Origin of the sequence: Simplicispira sp. 125 (assembly GCF_003096555.1) — a bacterium.
Lineage (GTDB): Bacteria > Pseudomonadota > Gammaproteobacteria > Burkholderiales > Burkholderiaceae_C > Simplicispira.
Genome location: NZ_QEKM01000001.1, coordinates 1,701,997 through 1,721,717 on the forward strand (window position 1 = coordinate 1,701,997; position 19,721 = coordinate 1,721,717).

Genomic DNA, 19,721 nt, shown 5'->3' on the forward strand with positions numbered 1-19,721 from the left:
TGACAGATTTGTAATCTGCCGGAAAGCTGCCTGTGGGGGGTGGCGCTGCACCATGCACGCCATGCACTCCCACCGCTCCAGACACCGGCGCCATCCGATCAGACCAACCCTGCAAAACCCAGCGCAAAAACTCCACTGGGCCCGGTTCGCCGGAATACTGCTGGCCTTGTCTCTGGCCGCAGCACCGGCCACTGCGCAAACACTGGCACAGGTGCTGGAGCAGGCCTGGTCGCTGCACCCCCAGGCCAGGGCCAGCAGCACGCGCACCGCCCAGGCCGCCGCAGGTGTCGAAGCAGCTACCGGCCTGACACCCGGCCCGGCCGCGCTGTCGCTGGGCACAGTGAGCGACCGCTTCCATGCCAACCTGGGCCAGCGCGAATGGGAAGTGGAAATGTCCGTCCCGCTGTGGCTGCCCGGTCAAAAGGCAGCTCAAACGGCCGAGGCCCTCAGCAGCCAGAAGGAAGCCATGGCAGAGCCCCATGCGCTGCGCCTTCGGTTGGCCGGCGACCTGCGCACAGCGTGGTGGGCCGTGGCCGCTGCACGCCAGACACAGGCCCTGGCCCAGCAGCGCGTGGACACGGCCCAGGCTCTCCAAGCGGAGGTCCAGCGCCGCTACCGTGCGGGAGAACTGGCACGCATCGACGCCAACCTGGCCCAACGCGAAGTGCTTGTCGCCCAAGGGGCTTTGGCCGATAGCGCCACGGCGCTGGTGCAAGCCGAGCAAGCCTTTCGCGCGCTCACCGGCAGCGCCGCACCTGCCCAACTGGCCCCGGAGTCCCCTTACGGTCGAAAAGTCCTTGCGCCAGACCACCCCCTTCTGGCCGTAGCCTCCGCGGCCCTGGAGCGGGCGCAGGCGCGGGTTCGGTCGGTGGACGCCACCCGCCGCACAGCCCCGGAGCTGGCCTTGCGCATGGTCCGTGACCGCAGCGCGGCCGGGCAGCCATATTCCAGCGCCCTGGGCATCAAACTGACGATTCCCTTGTCTTCTGCTCCCTTGGTACACCAGGCGCAATCGGCAGCCCTGGCGGCACTGGAGCAGGCGCAAGCCGAATACGACCAATTGCAGCGCAAGCTGGCACTCGACGCCGAGCAGGCGCAGCGCAGCCTGGAGTCCAGCACGCGCCAATTACGCCAGGCACAAGAGCGCCTGGCCCTCGACACGGACACGCTCCACCTGGCAGACAAGGCATTTGCCCTGGGAGAGAGCGGCTTGCCTGCCTTGCTGCGGGCACGCTCCGATGCGCTGCAAGCCCAGGCCCTGGTCAGCCAACAACAGTGGTCCGTGGCAGCCGCCCAGTCCCGATTGAACCAAGCCCTCGGAGCCCTTCCCCAATGAAAAACCTGCGTTCTCTTCTGGCTGGTGCAGCCCTCGCCTGTCTGGCGTGGTCCGCCCTGGCCCACGGCGACGAAGACCACAGCGAACCGCGCACAGCAAAAACGTCCCAGGCCTTGGCACAGGCACCGCGCGCCGAAGCACAAACCGATGCCTTTGAACTGGTGGCTACGCTGGAACAAGACCGGCTTGTACTGACCATCGACCGGTTTGACACGAACGAACCCGTCGTAGGCGCCCAGGTGGAAGTGGACACCGGCACCGAGCAGGTCAGCGCCCACCCATCGTCCCCTGGGGTGTACTGGATTCCCCAGGGGGGCATCGGCCAACCCGGCAGGCACCCCCTGACGTTCACCATCGAAACCGACGACAGCGCAGACCTGCTGACCGCCACGCTGGAAGTCCCACCGCCGGTGGCAATCGCCGCTGCAACGGTTGAGCCTGCGCGCTCGATGGCCTGGGGCCTGGGCGGTATCGCGCTGCTCGCAGGTGTAGGCCTGATGGCCCGGCGCCGCCGCACACCGAGTCGTACGCATTCCCCAAGAGACATCGAATGAAATCCGGATACCTCCCCCCTCTGGCTGCTGCCTTGTTGTTGGTGATGCATGGCGCCGCACTCGCCCATGGCGATGAAGACCATGGCGCAGCGCCCACTCCCGCGCCCACAGTCACCGCAGCGCCCCTGGCCATCCCACAGCGCCAGGCCGATGGAAGCCTGTTCATCCCCAAGGCGATCCAGCGGCAATGGGGCCTACGTACCGTGAAAACCGACATCCGCGACCTGCCCCTGTCAGTAGAGCTCTCTGGCAAGGTGGTTGCCGATGCGACGGCCGGAGGCCGTGTGCAATCCACCCAGCCTGGCCGCATCGTGGCACCGGCCCAGGGCCTGCCCACCTTGGGCCAGCAGGTGCGCAAAGGGCAGGTGCTGGCCCATGTGCAGCCCACGGTGTCCGGCACCGAACGCGGGGGGCTGCAGGCGCAATTGGCCGATCTTGATGCCCAGCAGACCATTGCAAAGCGCAAGGCGGAACGCTACGACCAGCTCCAGGGCGCCGTGCCACAGTCCGCCATCGATGCCGCGCAACTTGAATGGGTGGCGTTGCGCCAGCGCAGGCAGGCACTTCAGGCCAGCCTCCACACGCCCGAACTGCTGCGCGCCCCGGTCTCCGGTGTGGTCAGTGCGGTGCATGTCATGGCGGGCCAGGTCGTTGATGCCCGCGAAACCCTTTTCGAAGTGGTGAACCCCGCCCGGCTCACCGTGGAAGCACTGGCCTACGACCCTGCTTTGACCCAAGGGGTCACCGCCGCCAGCACCCACGTGGCTGGCCGCAGTACGGAGTTGCAGTTTGTAGGCAGTGGGAGGCAGTTGCGCGAGCAGGCCTGGGTGCTGCAGTTCCGCGTGCCATCAGACCAGCATGCGCTGGCCGTTGGCCAATCAGTCACCGTGGTGGCCACCACGGGACAGACCCACAAGGGTGCCGCCGTACCGCCAACGGCGGTGGTGCGCGGCAGTGGTGGCGAGCAGACCGTATGGGTGCACACCCGTGCGGAGCGTTTTGAGCGGCGCACCGTGCGCGCCCAGGCGCTCAGTGCCGACCGCGTTGCACTCATCTCCGGCATTGCCGCAGGGGAGCGCGTGGTCACCCAGGGTGCCAGCCTGCTGGCACAGGTGCGCTGAAGTGAAACAACACCCCCCTGAAGTGCTGCGCACCTTCCCCCCGCTCTCGCTGCGCTGCGCGCTGCGGGCAGGGGAACGCCGCCAGCGCGGCGGGGCGGCCCTTGCGCGGCGGCCCTGGCCTGGGGCGCGCCAGTTTCAGGCGTCGCGGGTGCCGCGTTCGCAGAATGGATAACTGACATGTTTGATTTCATCATCCAAACCAGCCTGCGGCAGCGCCTGATGGTGCTGGGCCTGTCCCTGCTTCTGGTGGTCTACGGCGCCCTGACCATCCGCGAGATGCCCGTCGATGTGTTTCCCGACCTGAACAAGCCCACCGTCACACTGATGACCGAGGCCGGTGGCATGGCGCCTGAAGAAGTCGAACAGTTGGTGAGCTTTCCTCTCGAATCGGGCATGAACGGCATGCCCGGCGTGACGCGCGTGCGTTCCGTCTCGGGAGTGGGCCTGTCGATCGTGTCCGTAGAGTTTGAATGGGGTTCGGACATCTACCGCAACCGCCAGCAGATTGCCGAACGGCTCAGTAGGGTCCGAGAGCAGCTGCCCGAGGGCATCGTGCCCCAAATGGGCCCCATCTCCTCCATCATGGGTGAGATTCTGCTGATCGCCCTTCCCGCCGACCCCGCAAAGGCCAGCCCGATGCAGGTGCGCGAATATGCCGACTGGGTGGTTCGCCCGCGGTTGCTCACTATCCCGGGCATCGCCCAGGTGACCCCCATCGGCGGTGAGGTGCGGCAATACCGGGTCGAAATTCACCCGGAGAAGCTGCAGGCGCTGGGCATCGAACGCGAAAAGGTGGATGCTGCGCTGCGCGATTTTGGCGCCAACACCAGCGGCGGCTTCTTGCAGGCGCCCGGCCGTGAATACCTGATCCGGCACATCGGCCGCACCAGCCGCATCGAGGATTTGCGCAACGTGGTGGTCGGCGTGAAAAACACCCAGCCCATCCTGCTCCACCAAGTGGCCGACGTTCGGTGGGCCCCGGCCGTCAAGCGGGGCGATGGCAGTTACAAGGGCCAGCCGGCAGTGATCCTGTCGGTACAAAAGCAGCCCAGCGCCGACAGTGTGGCGCTGACACAAGCGGTCGAAAATGCCATAGCCGAGCTGGACAAAGGTCGGCCCCAGGGCATCGATCCCCCGCAGTTCCTGTTCAAGCAAGCTGATTTCATCGAACGGTCGGTGGGCAACGTGCAGGAGGCACTGCGCGACGGCGCCATGCTGGTGGCGGTGGTGCTGTTCCTGTTCTTGCTCAACGTGCGCACCACGGTGATCTCGCTGGTGGCCATTCCCCTGTCGCTGATGGTGACGGCCCTGGTGTTTCGCTATTTCGGTCTGTCGATCAACACCATGACCCTCGGCGGGCTGGCCATTGCCATCGGCGAACTGGTGGACGACGCGGTGGTCGATGTCGAAAACGTGCTGCGCCGCCTGAAAGAAAACAGCCAGAAATCGCTACCACTGCCCGCACTGACCGTGGTAGCCGCTGCGTCCCGCGAGGTGCGCACAGGCGTCGTCTACGCCACTCTGGTGGTGGTGCTGGTGTTTGTGCCGCTGTTCGCCCTGCCCGGCATCGAAGGCCGGTTGTTCACGCCCCTGGGCATTGCCTACGTGGTGTCCATCCTGGCGAGCATGCTGGTCGCCGTCACGATCACGCCCGTGCTTTGCTACTACCTGCTGCCCCGCATGAAGCAATTGCATGCCGGCGACAGCCCCTTGGCAGCCTGGCTCAAACGCTGGGATGCCCGCTTGCTGAACTGGTCGTTCCACCACGCACGGGGCCTGCTGGTGGGCGCCTTGATCGTGGTTCTGGCCGTTGCTGCCAGCGTGCCTCTCTTTCCCCGCTCGTTCTTGCCGCCCTTCAACGAAGGGACGTTGACCGTGAGCGTGCTGCTCAACCCGGGGACGTCGCTCGCCGAATCCAACCGCATCGGAACGCTGGCCGAACAACTGGTATTGCAGGTTCCCGAGGTTATCCAGGTGGGCCGCAGAACCGGTCGCGCTGATCTGGACGAGCATGCCGAAGGGGTGCACTCCTCGGAGATGGACATTGATCTCAGGGTATCGGAACGCAGCCGCGGTGCCGTGGTCCAGGACATCCGTACCCGGCTGGCCACCCTGCCCGCAGCCACCAGCGTGGGGCAACCCATTTCGCACCGGCTCGACCACCTGCTCTCGGGTGTCCGAGCCCAGATTGCACTGAAGGTGTATGGCGATGACCTGGACACCCTGCGCGGCCTCGCGGGTGATTTGCGTGACCGTCTTTCCCGGATTCCCGGCATCACCGACCTGCAGGTCGAAAAGCAGGTGCTGATTCCGCAGATCAAGATCCATGTGGACTATGCGCTGGTGGCTCGCTATGGCGTCGCACCCGGCGTGCTGTTGCGCTCTTTGCAGCAGATGATCGAAGGCGAGCGCATTACGCAGATCATCGAAGGCAACCGCCGCTTCGACCTGGTGGTGCGTCTGCCCGAAGACAGCCGGGGACTGGAGGCCCTGAAGGGGTTGCTGATCGAAACACCCACCGGCGCGGTTCCGCTGTCGCTGCTGGCAACCATCGAAGACAGCGAAGGCCCCAACCAGGTCAGCCGCGAGAACGCACGCCGACGCATCGTGGTCTCTGCCAACACGGATGGCAGCAACATGGCGCGCATCGTCAGTGACATCCGTGCAGAATTGGCCTCCACGCATTTGCCAGAAGGCTATTTCACTGCGCTGGAGGGCCAATTTCAGGCCCAGGAACAGGCGGCGCGGCTGATTGCGCTGCTCGCCCTGGCGTCGCTGGCGATGATTTTTTTCGTGCTCTACAGCCGCTACCGCTCTACCGTGCTCACGCTCATCATCATGGGCAATATCCCCCTGGCCCTGGTCGGCAGCGTGGTGGCACTTTGGATCTCCGGCCAGCCCTTGTCGGTGGCTGCGCTGGTGGGCTTCATCACGCTGACCGGCATCTCCACGCGCAACGGCATCCTCAAGATCAGCCACTACATCAACCTGTGTGCCTTCGAGCGTGAGAGCTTCGGCAAGCAGCTCATTGTGCGCGGCTCGCTGGAACGCCTCACACCCGTGCTCATGACCGCACTGGTCGCTGCGTTTGCACTGGTTCCGCTGCTGGTTTCCGCCGACGCACCGGGGAAGGAAATCCTCCATCCGGTGGCCGTGGTGATCTTTGGCGGCCTGGTCAGTTCCACGCTGCTCGACACGCTGCTGACCCCACTGATGTTCTGGCGCTGGGGCGAAAAACCGCTCGAACGCCTGTTGGCGCTGCGCAGCGACGAAAAATCACAAGACAGTTTTTAACCACCGCGATCCCGGCGCAAACCGGGTTTGCATCACAGGACTCACCATGAAGAAAAACCATTTTCTGACCGCTATCGCCCTGGCACTTGCAGCAAGTGCAAGCACCGTCCATGCACATGACGACGCCTATCTGGACACCCAGAAGGCCCCCCATGGCGGTCAACTGCGCATGGCGGGCCTCTATCACCTGGAACTGGTGCTCGACAAATCCAGCCCGGTGATCGCCGACAAGTCCGTGCTGGTTTACGTCACGGACCATGCGGGGCAAAAAATCTCCACCGCAAACGCCACAGGCAGCGCGACCATTCTGGCCGCCAAGGCAAAAGCGACGGTGGCGCTGGTGCCCGATGGTGACAACCGCCTCAAAGGCGTGGGGCGTTTTGCCTCAACCCCGGACATGAAGGTGGTCATCACACTCACCGCCAAAGGCCAGCCCCCTGAAACAGCACGCTTTACCCCGCTGGCCACCATGCAGGATGAGCACATGGATCACAGCAAACACTGACGAGGTGACGCGCCGGTGAAGCAGGGCTTTTGATCAGCAAATGGGCTTTCAATGATGAAATCGTTGACAGGCGGGCTGTGTTCCATGGAGCACAGTCCATTTCTACGGGTATTGCCTGAATAATTGCCCTCGTGTTGCAGGCGTTCTGCTTCTAAAATTTGGTACGCAAGTACCTGCGCATAAGTGAGCCACCATGAAAACCGTCCAGAACGAAGTTGACGAACGCACCAACCTCACCAGCTCCAACAAATTCGAGCTCCTGTTGTTTCGTCTGGGCGCTGACAGTGCGCTGGGCCAGTCCGAGCTTTTTGGCATCAATGTGTTCAAGATCCGCGAGATCGTGGCCATGCCCAGCATCACGCCCATCGTGGGTGCCACGCCCCATTCGCTGGGAGTGGTCAACCTGCGAGGCCAGGTCATTCCGGTGCTGGATCTGCCCTCCATCGTGGGCTGCACGCCCAAGACCGGGCTGAACATCATGCTGGTGACCGAGTACGCGCGCACCACGCAAGCCTTTGCAGTCGAATCCGTCGAAGACATCGTGCGCCTGGACTGGAAGCAGGTGCTGTCGGCTGAAACCAGCGGAGCGGCACACAACCTGGTCACCAGCATCGCCCGGCTCGATGGCAATACCGATGGCACCCGCCTGGCCCAGGTGCTCGATGTCGAGGCCATCCTGCAAATGGTGTCGCCTTCGGAAAACCAGCAGGTGGACCCCCAAAAGGTGGGGCCACGGCTCAAGCTCAAAGCCGGAACCATCATCCTGGCAGCGGACGATTCTTTCGTAGCCCGCTCGATGATCGAGCAGGAATTGCGGGCACTGCAAGCGCCCTACGAAATGACCAAATCGGGCAAAGAGGCCTGGGACCGCCTGAACGCCTTGGCCAAGAGCGCCGAAGCGGAAGGGAAAACCATTCTCGACAAGGTCAGCCTGGTGTTGACCGATCTGGAAATGCCCGAGATGGACGGTTTCACCCTGACCCGCAACATCAAGCAGGATGCGCGCTTTAGCGGCCTGCCCGTGGTGATCCATTCATCCCTTTCCGGTTCGGCCAACGAAGACCACGTCCGCAGCGTGGGGGCCGACGCCTACGTGGCCAAATTTGTCGCAGAAGACCTGGCTGACACGATCCGGTCCGTGCTGCCCCGCTGACCTGCGGCCCCGTGCGCGTGTGGAGCAGTGAGGGCCTGGGCAGCCCCCGCCATCACGCGACCTATCTTCTTTTGCCATGATTTCCTCGCTCTTTCCCTTTGGATGGCAGCATTACCTGCTGGGCGGCCTGCTCATCGGTGCGGGTGTCGCACTGCTGTTTGTGCTGGTCGGCTTGGTGGGCGGCATGAGCACGGTGTTTTCCTCCACCTGGTCGTTTGTGGTGCAGCGCCCGTTTTTCCAGCAAGCGCGGTTGACCGGCTCGCGGGGGTGGCGCCTGGTGTATGCCCTGGGTCTCGTCCTTGGTGCGCTGCTGTGGTGGCTGTTGGTGGCCCACGGGGCAGCACAATCGACCAGCGTGCCAATCTGGCAGTTGGTGGTGGGCGGGTTTCTGGTGGGCTATGGTGCCCGGTTGGGCAATGGCTGCACCTCAGGCCATGGCATCTGCGGGCTGGGGTCGATGCAGTGGCCTTCGCTGCTGGCGGTGCTGACCTTTATGGGCACTGCCTTTCTCACGGCGAACCTTGTGGCACGGTGGTTGCCATGAACGGCGAACGCATGTCCTTGTCCCGCTTTCTGGCCGTTCTGCTGGCCGGTGCACTGTTTGGCTTTGGCCTGGCGCTCTCCACCATGGTGCGGCCAGAGGTGGTACTGGGTTTTCTGCGCCTTGAAGACTTTGGCCTGGTGCTGGTGATGGGCGGCGCCGTGGTGGTGACGCTGCTGGCCTACAAACTGGCACCACGCCTGCTGTCGCGCCCGCTGCTGGGCGGGCAGTTTGGCACCCACCCCAGCGCCTGGAACCGCGACACAGCCCTGGGCGCTGCGCTGTTTGGTGTGGGCTGGGGATTGTGCGGCGTGTGCCCTGGCCCGGCCATTGCAGGATTGGGCACGGGCAACTGGACCTTGTTGTGGGCGCTGGGCGGCATTGCCCTGGGGGCGCTGGTACAGGGCCTGCGTGCGCGTTATTGATCCGGCCCCTGTGAACTTGCATCAAGCTGCATAGCGAACCGGTTGGTGCTCGAAGTATTTGCGGATGCGCTCGGGTCGGCGCTGCACGCTGCGCAGATGCCTGGCGGCAGCATCCACGAGCTGCTTCTTGGTTCGTGCCGGCGCCAGCTTCGTCACCGCCTGCTTGATGTCCGCATTGGCCATCTCGTCGGGGTTCAACTCCGGGCTGTAGCTCGGCAGGTAGAAGACCTCAATCTCGTCTTTGTGCTCGGCCAGCCAGGCCTTCACCGCCTTGGCGTGGTGCACTCTGAGGTTGTCCAGTATCAGGAACACCTTGCTGCGCTGCCCTTTGATGAGTCGGCGCAGAAAATCGATAAGGATCGCGGTGTTCAATGCCCCGTCAAAGATGCGCCAGCGCATCTGTCCCTTGTTGGTCACCGTGGAGATGATCGACAGACCATGGCGCTTGTTGTTGACGCGCACGACGGGCGTCTGGCCCTTGGGCGCGAAGCCACGACCGCGCACGTCATCGCTGCGCAGCCCACTCTCGTCGCCCCAGTGAATCTCGGCCCCTTCGTGCTTGGCGCGCGCGGCTATGGCAGGGTAGTCCTGCTGCAGCCATTGGCTCACCGCAGCGGGCGACTGCTCGTAGGCCTTCTTCATCGGCTTTTGCGGTGTGAAGCCCCAGCGCGCCAGGTACTTGCCCATGGTGCGCACGGACAGCTTCAGACCGAAGCGCTGCTCGATGAGTTCGGCCACCGCAGCGCGTGTCCACAGCGCGTAAGGCATCTTGAGCTGGTCGGGGGTCTTGTCGGCAATGAGCTTTTGGGCCAGCTTCTCCTGTTCGGGACGGAGCAGACGATCCTCGCCGAACTTGCGACCACCAGGGGTGTCGTGCAGGGCCTTGGCCCCATGCTCGCCGTGGCGTTTGCAGATGTTGAAGACGCCGGTTTTGCTCAAACCGGTGATCTCGGCAATCTCGTCATAGGTGCGGCCGGCTTTGCGCAGGCGCACGACCTGCACTCGCCGCTCGTGCCTGGCCTCGGGGGCCAGTGATCTCATGTCGGTTGCTTGCATGGGATCAAGCTGGGGACATAATCGAATAATTCAAGTCTACAAGGGCCGGATCAATAATGCCCTGCTTTGCTCACGCAAAGGTGTCCAGCAAAACCCCTTTGGTGCGGCCTGTGGCGAACGCGGTACCGTCGCGCTGCACACCCATTTCGATCGATGACACATTGCGGCGCGCCAGATCGGAGCGCTGACCCGCCTGGGAGGCCTGGTTCGTCAACCCGTCGGCACGCGCCTGCTCCTGGTCAGCACTGCGCTGCGCTGCCTGTGCCTGGGCTTCCAGGGCACGTGCGGTTTGCTCTGACTGGCTGGCAGCGCGCCGCGCCGCCTGCAGTTGAAACTGCCCACCCGGCGCTGCGAACCCCAGATTGCTGCTGGCTATCGATAGCATGCTCCCTCCTTATTCCATTTCTAAACCATCCGTGCCGTTGTTGCTTCTCCTTGCCGTGCTACAGCACTGATCGTAGGCTTCGCGCCTAGAGACGAATGATTGAGAAAAAGAAATATTTCGGCCTTCAACCGGGGCCACCTGCCTCTGCGTAGGTTCGTCGCAACTGGGCGTTGAGCAGCGACATCTGTTCGCTGGCCACCCGCCCGTTATCCGACGCCTCAGATGCACCTGCGGCCCGATCTTCCTTGGCCTGAGCGGCCAACTGCTGAGCCCGTGCGCTCAGGGTAACGGTGGTTTCATTGCCGACAGGCTCGGGGGTTTCGGCCTGCAGACTGGCATTGCGCCGATAGGCTGCGGCATTATCTGCCTGGCCTACACCGGGGGTCGCAGCACCCGCATAGCGGCTGGCAGCATCCTGGTTGCGTTGAACAGCTTCCATGGACTGGTCTCCTGTGATCAAGGGTCTAAGGCGATGCTGAACAAGTCACCGCGATGATGCGCGCCGTGCATCGGGATGGGATGCAAGGCGCAAACCGCAGCCATAGCCGCAGCTATGGCGAGGATTTGCAACGCCGCAGACCGCCCGAGGTACGGATGCGCAGCGCGTGAGGGACTTGTTCAGCATTGCCCTAAGCGCCCATCGTCGTGCAACTGCAGCCAAAAGTAAAGCCAAGACCGCAGAAGGCAGCGATAGCGCAATACCGACAAACGCTCTTATTTTGATAGCTAATTGCGCTTTACAGTCAAACGATAGAGCCTATTTTGACAGTGAATTTTTTTAAACAACTCACAGAAAGGCAGCCACACGCGCCGGATCGGTCTGCGCCAGCGTCGCACGTCCCAGCCCCGTGAGGGTCCTGGTCGCAGCCTTGGTTGCAATGTCGATGCCCAGGCCTGCCTGGGCGGGCCAGGGCGCATCAAGGCGCAGGTAGCGGTCGTCGAGCCGGTCTTCCATGACGGCCTGCACATGCTGCTGTTGTACCGAGATCATGGTCAGAATCAGGCGCCCATCGGTCAGCCAGCCCACAGCGCCGGCGTCGGCCTCGACGCTGTCGGCGGGTTGGTAGCCCATGGTGGCAGTACCCACCGACAACATGCGCACCTTGGACGGCTTGGCGCCCATGAAGTGCTCGGCTTCGTGCAGGGCCACCTGGTCGGGCGCCACGGCAAACAGGCCCCCGTCAGCATATAGCTTGGTGCCCACCTTCACACAAGGGAAGAAGGCTGGCGCAGCGCAGGTGGCCAGCGTCACATCCACCACGCTCAGCGATTCGTCGCCCAGCGATCCTTGGGCATGGGGCGTTTTGAACACCTTGGTCACGCTGCGCGAAACGTCGACCGCAGGCACCACCACGGCGTGCAGCGCATCGCCCAGTGTCTTCTTGCCGAAATGGCGGGTCAGTTCCCGGCGCAGGGCTTCCCCGGTGTATTTGGGGCCCAGCACGGACCGCGTAAGGTCAATCAGGCGCGTGACGGCACCGCCGGGCAGGCGGCGCGATGAGAACACGTCCTCTCCGCGCTCGACAAACAGCTTGACGATTTGCGCCATGGGCACCTCGAACGCCAGTGCCATGGCCAGCAGCCCACCGACCGACGTGCCGGCGATCAGGTCAAACCGCCGCCCCAGCGGCTCGCCTACACGTTCTTCCAGTTCGGCAAGCACCACCGCTGCATACAAACCCAGATAACCACCGCCGCTGAGGGCGAGGATGCGAAATTCGGAAGAAGGGTTCTTTGCAGGCATTTCGAAGCAGAGGTTGGAAGAGCGCCCAGTATCTGCAGGTTTACGCGCATTCGCAATGCGGACCGCAGCTTATTGCAGGGTGGGGATTCCACTCTATTTTTCCGCACTTTCAGGTGCGCACGGGATAGGACTGAAGCCAGTCGACCAGGGCATCGGCAGGCATGGGGCGTGCGTAGTGATAACCCTGCGCTTCATGGCACTGGTACAGGTGGAGGATGCTGGCCAGCTCGCCGGTTTCCACCCCTTCGGCAATGACCTTGAGTTTGAGGCTGCGCGCCATGCTGATGATGGCGCGCACGATGGCCGCGTCGTCCGGGTCACTGACGATGTCGCGCACGAAGGACTGGTCGATCTTGAGCTTGTCCACGGCAAAACGCTTGAGGTAAGCCAGGCTGGAATAGCCGGTGCCGAAGTCATCGATAGACAGGCACACGCCCAGCGCTTTGAGGCGGCGCAAGGTTTCGAGCACCTGCTCAGCATCGTCGATCAGCAGGGATTCTGTCAGCTCCAGCTCCAGCCAGGCTGGGTCGAGCCCGGAATCGACCAGCGCCTGCGTCACGGTGCACAACAGGTCGCTGCGGCGAAACTGCACCGCCGAAAGGTTGACCGCCATGGTCATCTCGGGCAAACCCGCCTGCTGCCAGCGCACGGCCTGGGCACAGGCTTCGCGCAACACCCACTCACCAATCGGCACAATCAGCCCGCTCTCCTCGGCGGCGGCAATGAAGCGCCCCGGCAGCAACAACTCCTGCGGGTCACGCTGCCAGCGCAGCAGGGCTTCCACGCCCACCACGCGCCCGCTGGCCAGCTCGATCTGCGGCTGGTAGTGCAGCACGAACTGGTGCTGGTCCAGCGCCCAGTGCAGCGCAGTGCGCAGCTGAAACTGCTCCAGCGCCTGGGCATTCATCTGGGCGGTATAAAAACGGTAGGTATTGCGCCCGGCCGCCTTGGCCTGGTACATGGCGGTATCGGCGCGTTGCAGCAGTGCGTCAAAATCCTGGCCATCGTCGGGCCATACCGCCACGCCCATGGAAACGGTAGCGGCCAGCTCGTGGTTGTCGATGCTGAAGGGTTTGCTCAAGGCATCGATGACCTTGGTGGTCACCCGGCTGACAGCCTCCTGGTCGTGGATGTCAGTGAGGGCTATGAGGAACTCGTCGCCGCCCTGGCGGCTGATCGTGTCAGTTTCGCGCACACACTCACGCAGGCGCTGCGCCACCTGCTGCAGCAGGTGGTCACCCACCGGATGGCCCAGCGTGTCGTTAATGGTTTTGAAGTGGTCCAGATCCACATACAGCAGCGCCACCTTGCACCCGCTGCGTTCAGACCAGGCCATGGCCAAGGCAAACCGGTCGCGGAACAGCACGCGGTTGGGCAAACCGGTGAGGGGATCGTGGTGCGCGAGAAAATCAATGCGCGCCTCGTTCTCCTTGCGCTCGGTGATGTCCTGGATAAAGGCCAGCACCAGCGGCTCGTTGTTGATGTCGATCAGCTCGGCCGACAGGCTCACCAGCCGTATCTCACCCGACTTGCAACGCCATTGCGACTCGAAATCGAGCGCCGTGCCAACGCGCCTGAGTTCATCCAGCCAGGCCTGGCGGGACGCCAGATCGACCCATAAACCAATATCCAGTGTGGACTTCCCGATCAGGTCTGCCCGTGTCCAGCCAAAGTATTTTTCATACTTGTCATTGACTTCAATGAACCGACCGTCCGATATCTGCGCGATCGACGCCGCCAGCGGGCTGGCCCGAAACGCCACCTGGAACCGCTGCTCGGTCTGGCGCAGCAGGGTAATGTCCTGCATGGCCCCCGACAGGGTGATGGGATGGCCCTGAACATTGCATTCCACGTGGCCGGTGGCCAGACCAATGCGCACGCTGCCATCCATGCGCACGAACTGAAACTCTTCCTGGTAATCGGTGCGCTGCTCCAGTGCGCTTTGCAGAGAAGCCTCTATCCGCCTCCGATCCTGGGGAATGATGTGCTGCAAAAAGGCCTCAATGGTCGGCGATTGACTGCCCGGCGCATAACCAAAGCACTTCAGGGTTTCATCGCCCCAGTGCAGTTCACCCGTCGCTATCGACCATTCCCAATGACCCACCCGCGCGAGCTTGGCGGCCTCTTGCATGCGACGGCGACTGTCCTTGGCATCGGTAATGTCATGGAAAAGCTCAAACTTGCTCACCGTGCCGTCGGGATTATGGAAAGGCAGGTCAAACAGGTCAAAGGTGCGCCCCTTGGGCGACGTCCATTCCCATTGCACCGTCTTTCCGGCCAATACCTTGTCATGGTTGCACCAGTCACACTGTGAATTCCGGCCATGGAAATACTCGTAGCACTTGCGGCCTTGCACCGGTCCGAACTCCCGTTCCAGCGCCGGATTGAGATATTCAATATCAAAATTCGCGCTGGTGATGTACACCCCATCGGGCAGCAAGTCCAGAATGCCCATCAGGCGCGTGCGGTCGGCAGCCAATTGCTCGGTCAGCGTCTGCATGCGCTTGATTTCGCTGATGTCGGTCCACGTCAGCACCACGCCATCACCCCGCGCGCCGTCTTCCTTGAAAGGCAGCATGCGCTGGTACACCCAGCGCCCACCCCCCAGCGCAATTTCGTGTTCGATGCGATCACCCGTGCGTGCGCAGCGCTGCAACTCCGCCAAAAAGTCCTGCTGCGATCCGATGCGGTAATGGATATCGCGCACCGGGCGACCCAGATCACTGGCCCGCAGCGCCAGAAATTCGCCCACCGCCGGGCTAAAGCGGCGCAAGTGCAACTGCGCATCCAGAAACACAATGCCGATCTCGGTGCTGTCGAGCAAGTGGTCGTAATCGCGGTTCAGCGTGCCCAGTTCTTCGTTCTTGCCTTCGAGTTCGCGGTTGAGGACATACAGGTCTTCATTCACCGACTTGAGTTCTTCGTTGGTGCTCTGCAGCTCCTCGTTGGAGGCCGTCAGTTCCTCGTTGCCCAGGTCGAGCCGCTCGTGGCTGGCCTGCAGCTCAAGCACCATCTCCTGCAGGCGTTCGCGCGTGGCCAGCAGCTCTGCTTCAAGCACTTCCGGCGGCTGACCCGTCACGTCGGGCAAATCCATTTCGGGCTGCACGGGGATGGCCTTGGCTCCCAGGGTCGGCGCATCGATCGACCGCGCCAGCACCACCGGTTGCTTGCGAAAAAGCTTGTGCGAACGGTGCATGGCCGAAAACGCCTGTGACTCGAAAGCACCTACCGTTTCGCTGGCTCCCAACAACAACACACCATGCGGCTTGAGGGCAAAGTGCAGTTGCGACAGTGCCTTGATTTGCGCCACTGGCTTGAGGTAGATCAGCAAGTTGCGGCAGACGGCCAGATCGATGCGGGTGAACGGCGGATCGCTCAGCAGGTTGTGCCGCGCAAACACGACATGGCGGCGCAAAGTGGCGTCGACCCGCACACGCTCCTCGGATTCGCGCAAAAAATACCGTCTCAATAGCCCCTCGGGCACGGCAGCCACTGCCGCATCGCCATAGCTGCCGCGCGACGCTTCGGCCAGCACGTCTCCAGCCAGGTCGGTGGCAAACACCTTGACGTTTCCGTGGAAGCCCATGCGACCTGCGGCATCGAGCGCCAGCATGGCCAGCGAGTACGCCTCCTCGCCGCTCGCGCAACCCGCGGACCAGATACGCAACTCATCGCTGGCATCGCGCCCACGCAGCAGGTCGGGCAGCACTTCGTCGAACAATTGAGCGAACACCTCCGGGTCACGGAAGAACTCGGTCACGTTGATCATCAGATCGCGGCACAAGGCCTGGCGCTCGGCCTCGTCGGCATCCAGGCGCTGCACATAGGCCTGTGCACCATCGAGTTCACACTGGGCGATCCGATGGTGGATGCGGCGCGTGACGGTGGAGGTTTTGTACCCTGAAAAATCGATCGCGCAACGCCGTCGCAGCAAGTCGACGATAGCGGGCAACTCAGCCAGTGGTTCGACAGCCCCTTCATTCCACTGGCTGACATCTTCCGGCACGTGAACGGAGGGATCCATGCGGCCCATTATCGCGGCACCGTCCAGGATGCCAACCCTGACAAGGCAAGGGTTTACGAGTGGCTCCCCATTTGCGATACGTGCAGCAAGGCCCGCGCCTTTACACTGCGCCCATGCCTGCACACATCCCTACCCATCCACCTTCCGCCCCATCACTGCGCCACACTGCGCCAAGGCCCTTGCCATGAAGATCGCCGTGATGGGCGCGGGCGCCGTGGGCTGCTACTACGGAGGAATGCTGGCCCGCGCCGGGCACGATGTGGTGCTGGTGGCCCGACCTGCACACGTCGAGGCCATGCAACGCCAGGGATTGCGGCTGGACACCCAGACCTTTCAGGAACAGGTGCGCGTGCAGGCCAGCACGCAGCCCGAGGCCGTGCAGGGCGCGCAGTGCGTGCTGTTTTGCGTCAAGTCCACCGACACCGAGAGCGCAGGCCTGGCCATGGCGCCGCATCTGGCTGAAGGCGCCACTGTGCTGAGCCTGCAGAACGGCGTGGACAACGCCGAGCGCCTCGCGGCCGTACTGCAGCGTCCAGTGCTGCCTGCCGTGGTGTACGTGGCCACCGCCATGGCCGGGCCCGGCCATGTGCGCCACTTTGGCCGGGGCGAACTGGTGGTTGCGCCGTCACCCGCCAGCGAGCCCCTTGCACAAACCTTTGCCGCCGCAGGCATTCCGGTGCAGGTATCGGACAACGTGGCGGGAGCGCTGTGGGCCAAACTGGTGCTCAACTGCGTGTACAACCCGCTCTCGGCCATTACCGGGCTGCCCTACGGCGAAATCGTTAACAGCCCGGGCCTGAACATCCCCCGAATGATGGACGACATCGTGCAGGAATGCCTGGCCGTGGCACGGGCCAGCGGCATCCATGTGCCAGAAGGCACGGCCGAGGCGGTGCTGCCGCTCGCAGCCTCCATGCCGGGCCAGATATCCTCCACCGCGCAAGATCTGGCGCGCGCAAAGCACAGCGAGATTGACCACCTCAACGGCTTCATCGTGCGCCGGGGCGAGGCGCTGGGGATTGCCACCCCCGCCAACCGCCTGTTGCACATCCTGGTGCGCCTGCTGGAAAAGCGCCTGCCTGCCCCACCGAGCGCTTGATGCCCCTGCCTACCTTTGACCGGGTTCAACCCGGCGTGACCATTCCCGTCTTCTGGGCCCTGCTGCTAGGCGTGACCGTGCTCTGCCTGCTGCCCACCGCCTACCTTCCGCAAAAGGTGTTCAGCCTGTGGGACAAGGCACAGCACGCGCTTGCCTTTGCGACCCTCGCCGCCCTGGGCCTGCTGGCCTACCCGCACCGCCGCTGGCGGGTGCTGGCGGGTTTGCTGGTGTTTGGTGGACTCATCGAACTGGCACAAGCCGCCACCGGCTGGCGCCAGGGCGAGTGGGCCGACTGGCTGGCGGATGCCGCGGGCCTTGCCCTGGGCCTGGCGCTGGCGGGGTCGCTACAGCGCCCTGTCAATCCAACCTGAATGCTCTATTTTTTATAGCTACTAGCGCTTTCACAGCAAGCGCCAGAGGCGTTTTTCACTTCTTTTTCTTTGTTCCGCGCGCTTTGGCCTTGGCACTGTGGCTGCGTGCAGGCTTTGCCCGGCTCTGTGCCATGCCCCGCTGATAGAAAATTTGCGCGCGCAAACTTTGCGCGATGGGCTGGGCCTGGGCGTTCCACTGCACCATGTATTCAGGGGTACAAATGCCCTCAGGCGTGGTGTCACGGATTTCGCGTTCCACCCGCACCCCATTGCTGGTGCGCCGGTAGCTGCCGCTGTAGTTGATCAACGGGTTGTTGGTCTGCAGGTTCTCCGGCAGGCGCGTGAACACTACTCCTGGCTCGAGGGTGATGTCGTAGGTTTCCTGGCTGTGGTAGCCATAGCAACGCACCCTGCGCCGGGGCTTGGGTGGATCCTCCAGCGTGGCAAAACGCACCACCGACAAGGGCAACCCCACCACCGGCGCCAGCACAAAAGCGCCTTCGGGGCCGCCTTGCAGGTAGTTGTCGATGTCGAAACTGAAGCCAAAGCTGTATTTTTCCGAGAGCGCCTTGTCGGCAGACAAATCGCCCTTGTCCAGAACGCCCGTGCCCTTGTAGCCTGCGCTGGCGAGCACCTTGCGCACAAAATCGTGCTGCGCATCACCGTGCAGGTCACGCATGTATTCACGCATGCGGGCGGCCTGGGTGCCCAAAAAATCGACCCGCAGGCGTCCACTCGCGCTGCCGTTGACGGCCAGCTTGATCGCGGTGTGCACACGCTGCTGCGTTTGGTCGGCATTGGCGGCAGGCAGGATGGCCACCGCCTGGTCTGCGCCCACATGGACCACCGGCTTGGCATAGGCATTGGCGGGCAGGTAGCCAAAAGGCACCTGCTTGGCCGTGGCGTCCAGGTAAAGGCGAAGGTCGGGCAGGTAGTTGATGACATGGTTCACGCTGGCGACCACCGGCGTAGCGGGCAGGTCATACTCTTCGCCCGCGTTGATGAGCGCCTGCTCAGCGCGCACCCCGGCCGCCGTCAGCAAAGCCTGCAGCAGCGTGGCATGGTCTTTGCAATCGCCCATCTTGCTGTCCAGCACCTGGTTGGTATCGCGCGGCACCACGGTGCCCACACCCAGGCAATTGCCGTCATAGGTGATCTGCGTGGACACCCATTCATAGAGCAGGCGCGCACGTTCGCGCGGATCGGTTTGCGCGCCCACGATGGAGCGCGCCAGTTCACGGATACGGGCCGTGGGCTCGGCCTTGGGCAGGGCGCGCTCGCCATAGGCGCGGGCGATCGCAGCATAGTCGGCAAAGCTGCTGACCAGCAGCACCGGCATTTCGTCCATGCGCCAGATACCCGCATCGCCTTCTTCCGAAGGATGCGGCTGGGGGTTGCGGTAGCGCCATTGGCGCACCGTGGTATCGCCTTCAGTCGCTTCGGGCTGCTCCTGCAAACCATGCGCCTCGAAGCGCAGCTTCAGGCCCTTGGCAACCCGGAGCGTGATCTGGCTGTCCTCGTGCACGGTATCGGGAGAAAACTCTTGCACCACCGAAAACTGCCCGGGGAACATGGCCTCCTTGTCGTCGATGCGGTAGCTGACGCCTGCGAAATCGCCCACGGCCAAATCCGGGAATACAACCGAGATGCGCGTTTGGTCCGACTGCACGTGCGTCTGGTAGTCGCCAGGAAGCACCTCAATGCGCCGCCCATCCGCCTTGAGGGTATAGGCCTCCAGCATCTGGCCCTTCTGGACCCCATTGCTGAAGGAGAAAGAAAAGGATTTCAACTCTTCCAAGGCGCTGGGCCGCGTGACCTGGTTCAGCAAGGTATTGGCGTACGACGCACGACCATCCTTTGCCACGTCATAGGCCACGTGCCATTGCTTGAGCACCGCGGGTCTCTGCGGGCTGGCATCGGTTTGCGCGGCCACGCCCCCTGCCCACAGTGCCAGGGTGCACAGCACGCCTGCGGCCCAGGCCCTGGCACGGGCACGGGCACTTTGCAAAGGTTGGGACATGGCTGCTTCTCCTGACGTTGACTGCCACGCGACTACAGCGGTGGGCGGGGCATCTTAAAAGACGCAGCGAGACGATTGCGGGTCGAAGCAATA

The 19,721-nt window shown here is 63.3% G+C and carries 15 protein-coding genes and 1 pseudogene; 10 read left to right on the plus strand and 6 right to left on the minus strand.

All coding sequences use genetic code 11. The annotated features are described in order from the left end of the window. Nucleotides 1-61: 61 nt before the first annotated feature. From C8D04_RS07845 to C8D04_RS07880, 8 genes and pseudogenes are all read left to right on the plus strand, one after another. A complete protein-coding gene (locus tag C8D04_RS07845) occupies nucleotides 62-1,336 on the plus strand; it encodes a TolC family protein (protein WP_116006090.1) in 1,275 nt (424 codons plus the stop codon). Next, on the plus strand, nucleotides 1,333-1,890 hold the full coding sequence (locus tag C8D04_RS07850) for a hypothetical protein (protein ID WP_116004333.1): 558 nt from the start codon (nucleotides 1,333-1,335) through the stop codon (nucleotides 1,888-1,890). The genes C8D04_RS07845 and C8D04_RS07850 overlap by 4 nt, the downstream gene beginning before the upstream one ends. After that, the gene (locus C8D04_RS07855; RefSeq protein WP_116004334.1) at nucleotides 1,887-3,011 is read left to right on the plus strand and encodes an efflux RND transporter periplasmic adaptor subunit; all 1,125 of its coding nucleotides are present in this window, start codon (nucleotides 1,887-1,889) and stop codon (nucleotides 3,009-3,011) included. Before C8D04_RS07850 ends, C8D04_RS07855 begins: the two co-directional genes overlap by 4 nt. Before the next feature lie 177 nt (nucleotides 3,012-3,188). Then, nucleotides 3,189-6,305 carry an efflux RND transporter permease subunit gene (locus C8D04_RS07860; protein ID WP_116004335.1) on the plus strand — a complete coding sequence of 1,039 codons (3,117 nt, stop codon included), beginning with the start codon at nucleotides 3,189-3,191 and terminating at the stop codon, nucleotides 6,303-6,305. Between the two features lie 46 nt (nucleotides 6,306-6,351). After that, complete coding sequence (locus tag C8D04_RS07865; RefSeq protein WP_116004336.1) at nucleotides 6,352-6,810, plus strand: hypothetical protein; 459 nt, start codon at nucleotides 6,352-6,354, stop codon at nucleotides 6,808-6,810. A gap of 193 nt (nucleotides 6,811-7,003) precedes the next feature. Next, nucleotides 7,004-7,963, plus strand: coding sequence for a chemotaxis protein (locus tag C8D04_RS07870; protein ID WP_116004337.1), 960 nt, complete (start codon nucleotides 7,004-7,006; stop codon nucleotides 7,961-7,963). Nucleotides 7,964-8,036: 73 nt separating this feature from the next. Then, nucleotides 8,037-8,507 (plus strand): annotated as a pseudogene (locus C8D04_RS07875) (YeeE/YedE thiosulfate transporter family protein); the annotation flags it as partial. Beyond that, nucleotides 8,504-8,929 (plus strand): DUF6691 family protein, encoded by a 426-nt coding sequence (locus C8D04_RS07880; protein WP_116004339.1) that lies wholly within the window; start codon nucleotides 8,504-8,506, stop codon nucleotides 8,927-8,929. The pseudogene C8D04_RS07875 and the gene C8D04_RS07880, both read left to right, overlap by 4 nt. 21 nt (nucleotides 8,930-8,950) lie before the next feature. Here the strand turns inward: C8D04_RS07880 and C8D04_RS07885 are convergent, their stop codons facing one another. From C8D04_RS07885 to C8D04_RS07905, 5 genes are all read right to left on the minus strand, one after another. Beyond that, nucleotides 8,951-9,985: an IS630 family transposase gene (locus tag C8D04_RS07885; protein WP_116004340.1), complete on the minus strand. Its 1,035-nt coding sequence runs from the start codon at nucleotides 9,983-9,985 to the stop codon at nucleotides 8,951-8,953. A gap of 70 nt (nucleotides 9,986-10,055) precedes the next feature. After that, nucleotides 10,056-10,370 carry a hypothetical protein gene (locus C8D04_RS07890; protein WP_116004341.1) on the minus strand — a complete coding sequence of 105 codons (315 nt, stop codon included), beginning with the start codon at nucleotides 10,368-10,370 and terminating at the stop codon, nucleotides 10,056-10,058. Nucleotides 10,371-10,494: 124 nt separating this feature from the next. Continuing rightward, complete coding sequence (locus C8D04_RS07895) at nucleotides 10,495-10,809, minus strand: hypothetical protein (protein ID WP_116004342.1); 315 nt, start codon at nucleotides 10,807-10,809, stop codon at nucleotides 10,495-10,497. Between the two features lie 348 nt (nucleotides 10,810-11,157). Further along, nucleotides 11,158-12,114: a CBASS cGAMP-activated phospholipase gene (locus C8D04_RS07900; protein WP_116004343.1), complete on the minus strand. Its 957-nt coding sequence runs from the start codon at nucleotides 12,112-12,114 to the stop codon at nucleotides 11,158-11,160. Between the two features lie 109 nt (nucleotides 12,115-12,223). Next, nucleotides 12,224-16,138, minus strand: a complete 3,915-nt coding sequence (locus C8D04_RS07905; protein WP_158550293.1) for an EAL domain-containing protein — start codon at nucleotides 16,136-16,138, stop codon at nucleotides 12,224-12,226. Nucleotides 16,139-16,322: 184 nt separating this feature from the next. Between C8D04_RS07905 and C8D04_RS07910 the strand changes: the two genes are divergently transcribed. Beyond that, nucleotides 16,323-17,237 carry a 2-dehydropantoate 2-reductase gene (locus C8D04_RS07910; RefSeq protein ID WP_116004345.1) on the plus strand — a complete coding sequence of 305 codons (915 nt, stop codon included), beginning with the start codon at nucleotides 16,323-16,325 and terminating at the stop codon, nucleotides 17,235-17,237. Continuing rightward, the gene (locus C8D04_RS07915) at nucleotides 17,237-17,608 is read left to right on the plus strand and encodes a VanZ family protein (protein ID WP_165829125.1); all 372 of its coding nucleotides are present in this window, start codon (nucleotides 17,237-17,239) and stop codon (nucleotides 17,606-17,608) included. The genes C8D04_RS07910 and C8D04_RS07915 overlap by 1 nt, the downstream gene beginning before the upstream one ends. A gap of 55 nt (nucleotides 17,609-17,663) precedes the next feature. Here the strand turns inward: C8D04_RS07915 and C8D04_RS07920 are convergent, their stop codons facing one another. Next, nucleotides 17,664-19,628, minus strand: a complete 1,965-nt coding sequence (locus C8D04_RS07920; RefSeq protein WP_116004346.1) for a DUF3857 and transglutaminase domain-containing protein — start codon at nucleotides 19,626-19,628, stop codon at nucleotides 17,664-17,666. Nucleotides 19,629-19,721: the final 93 nt, after the last annotated feature.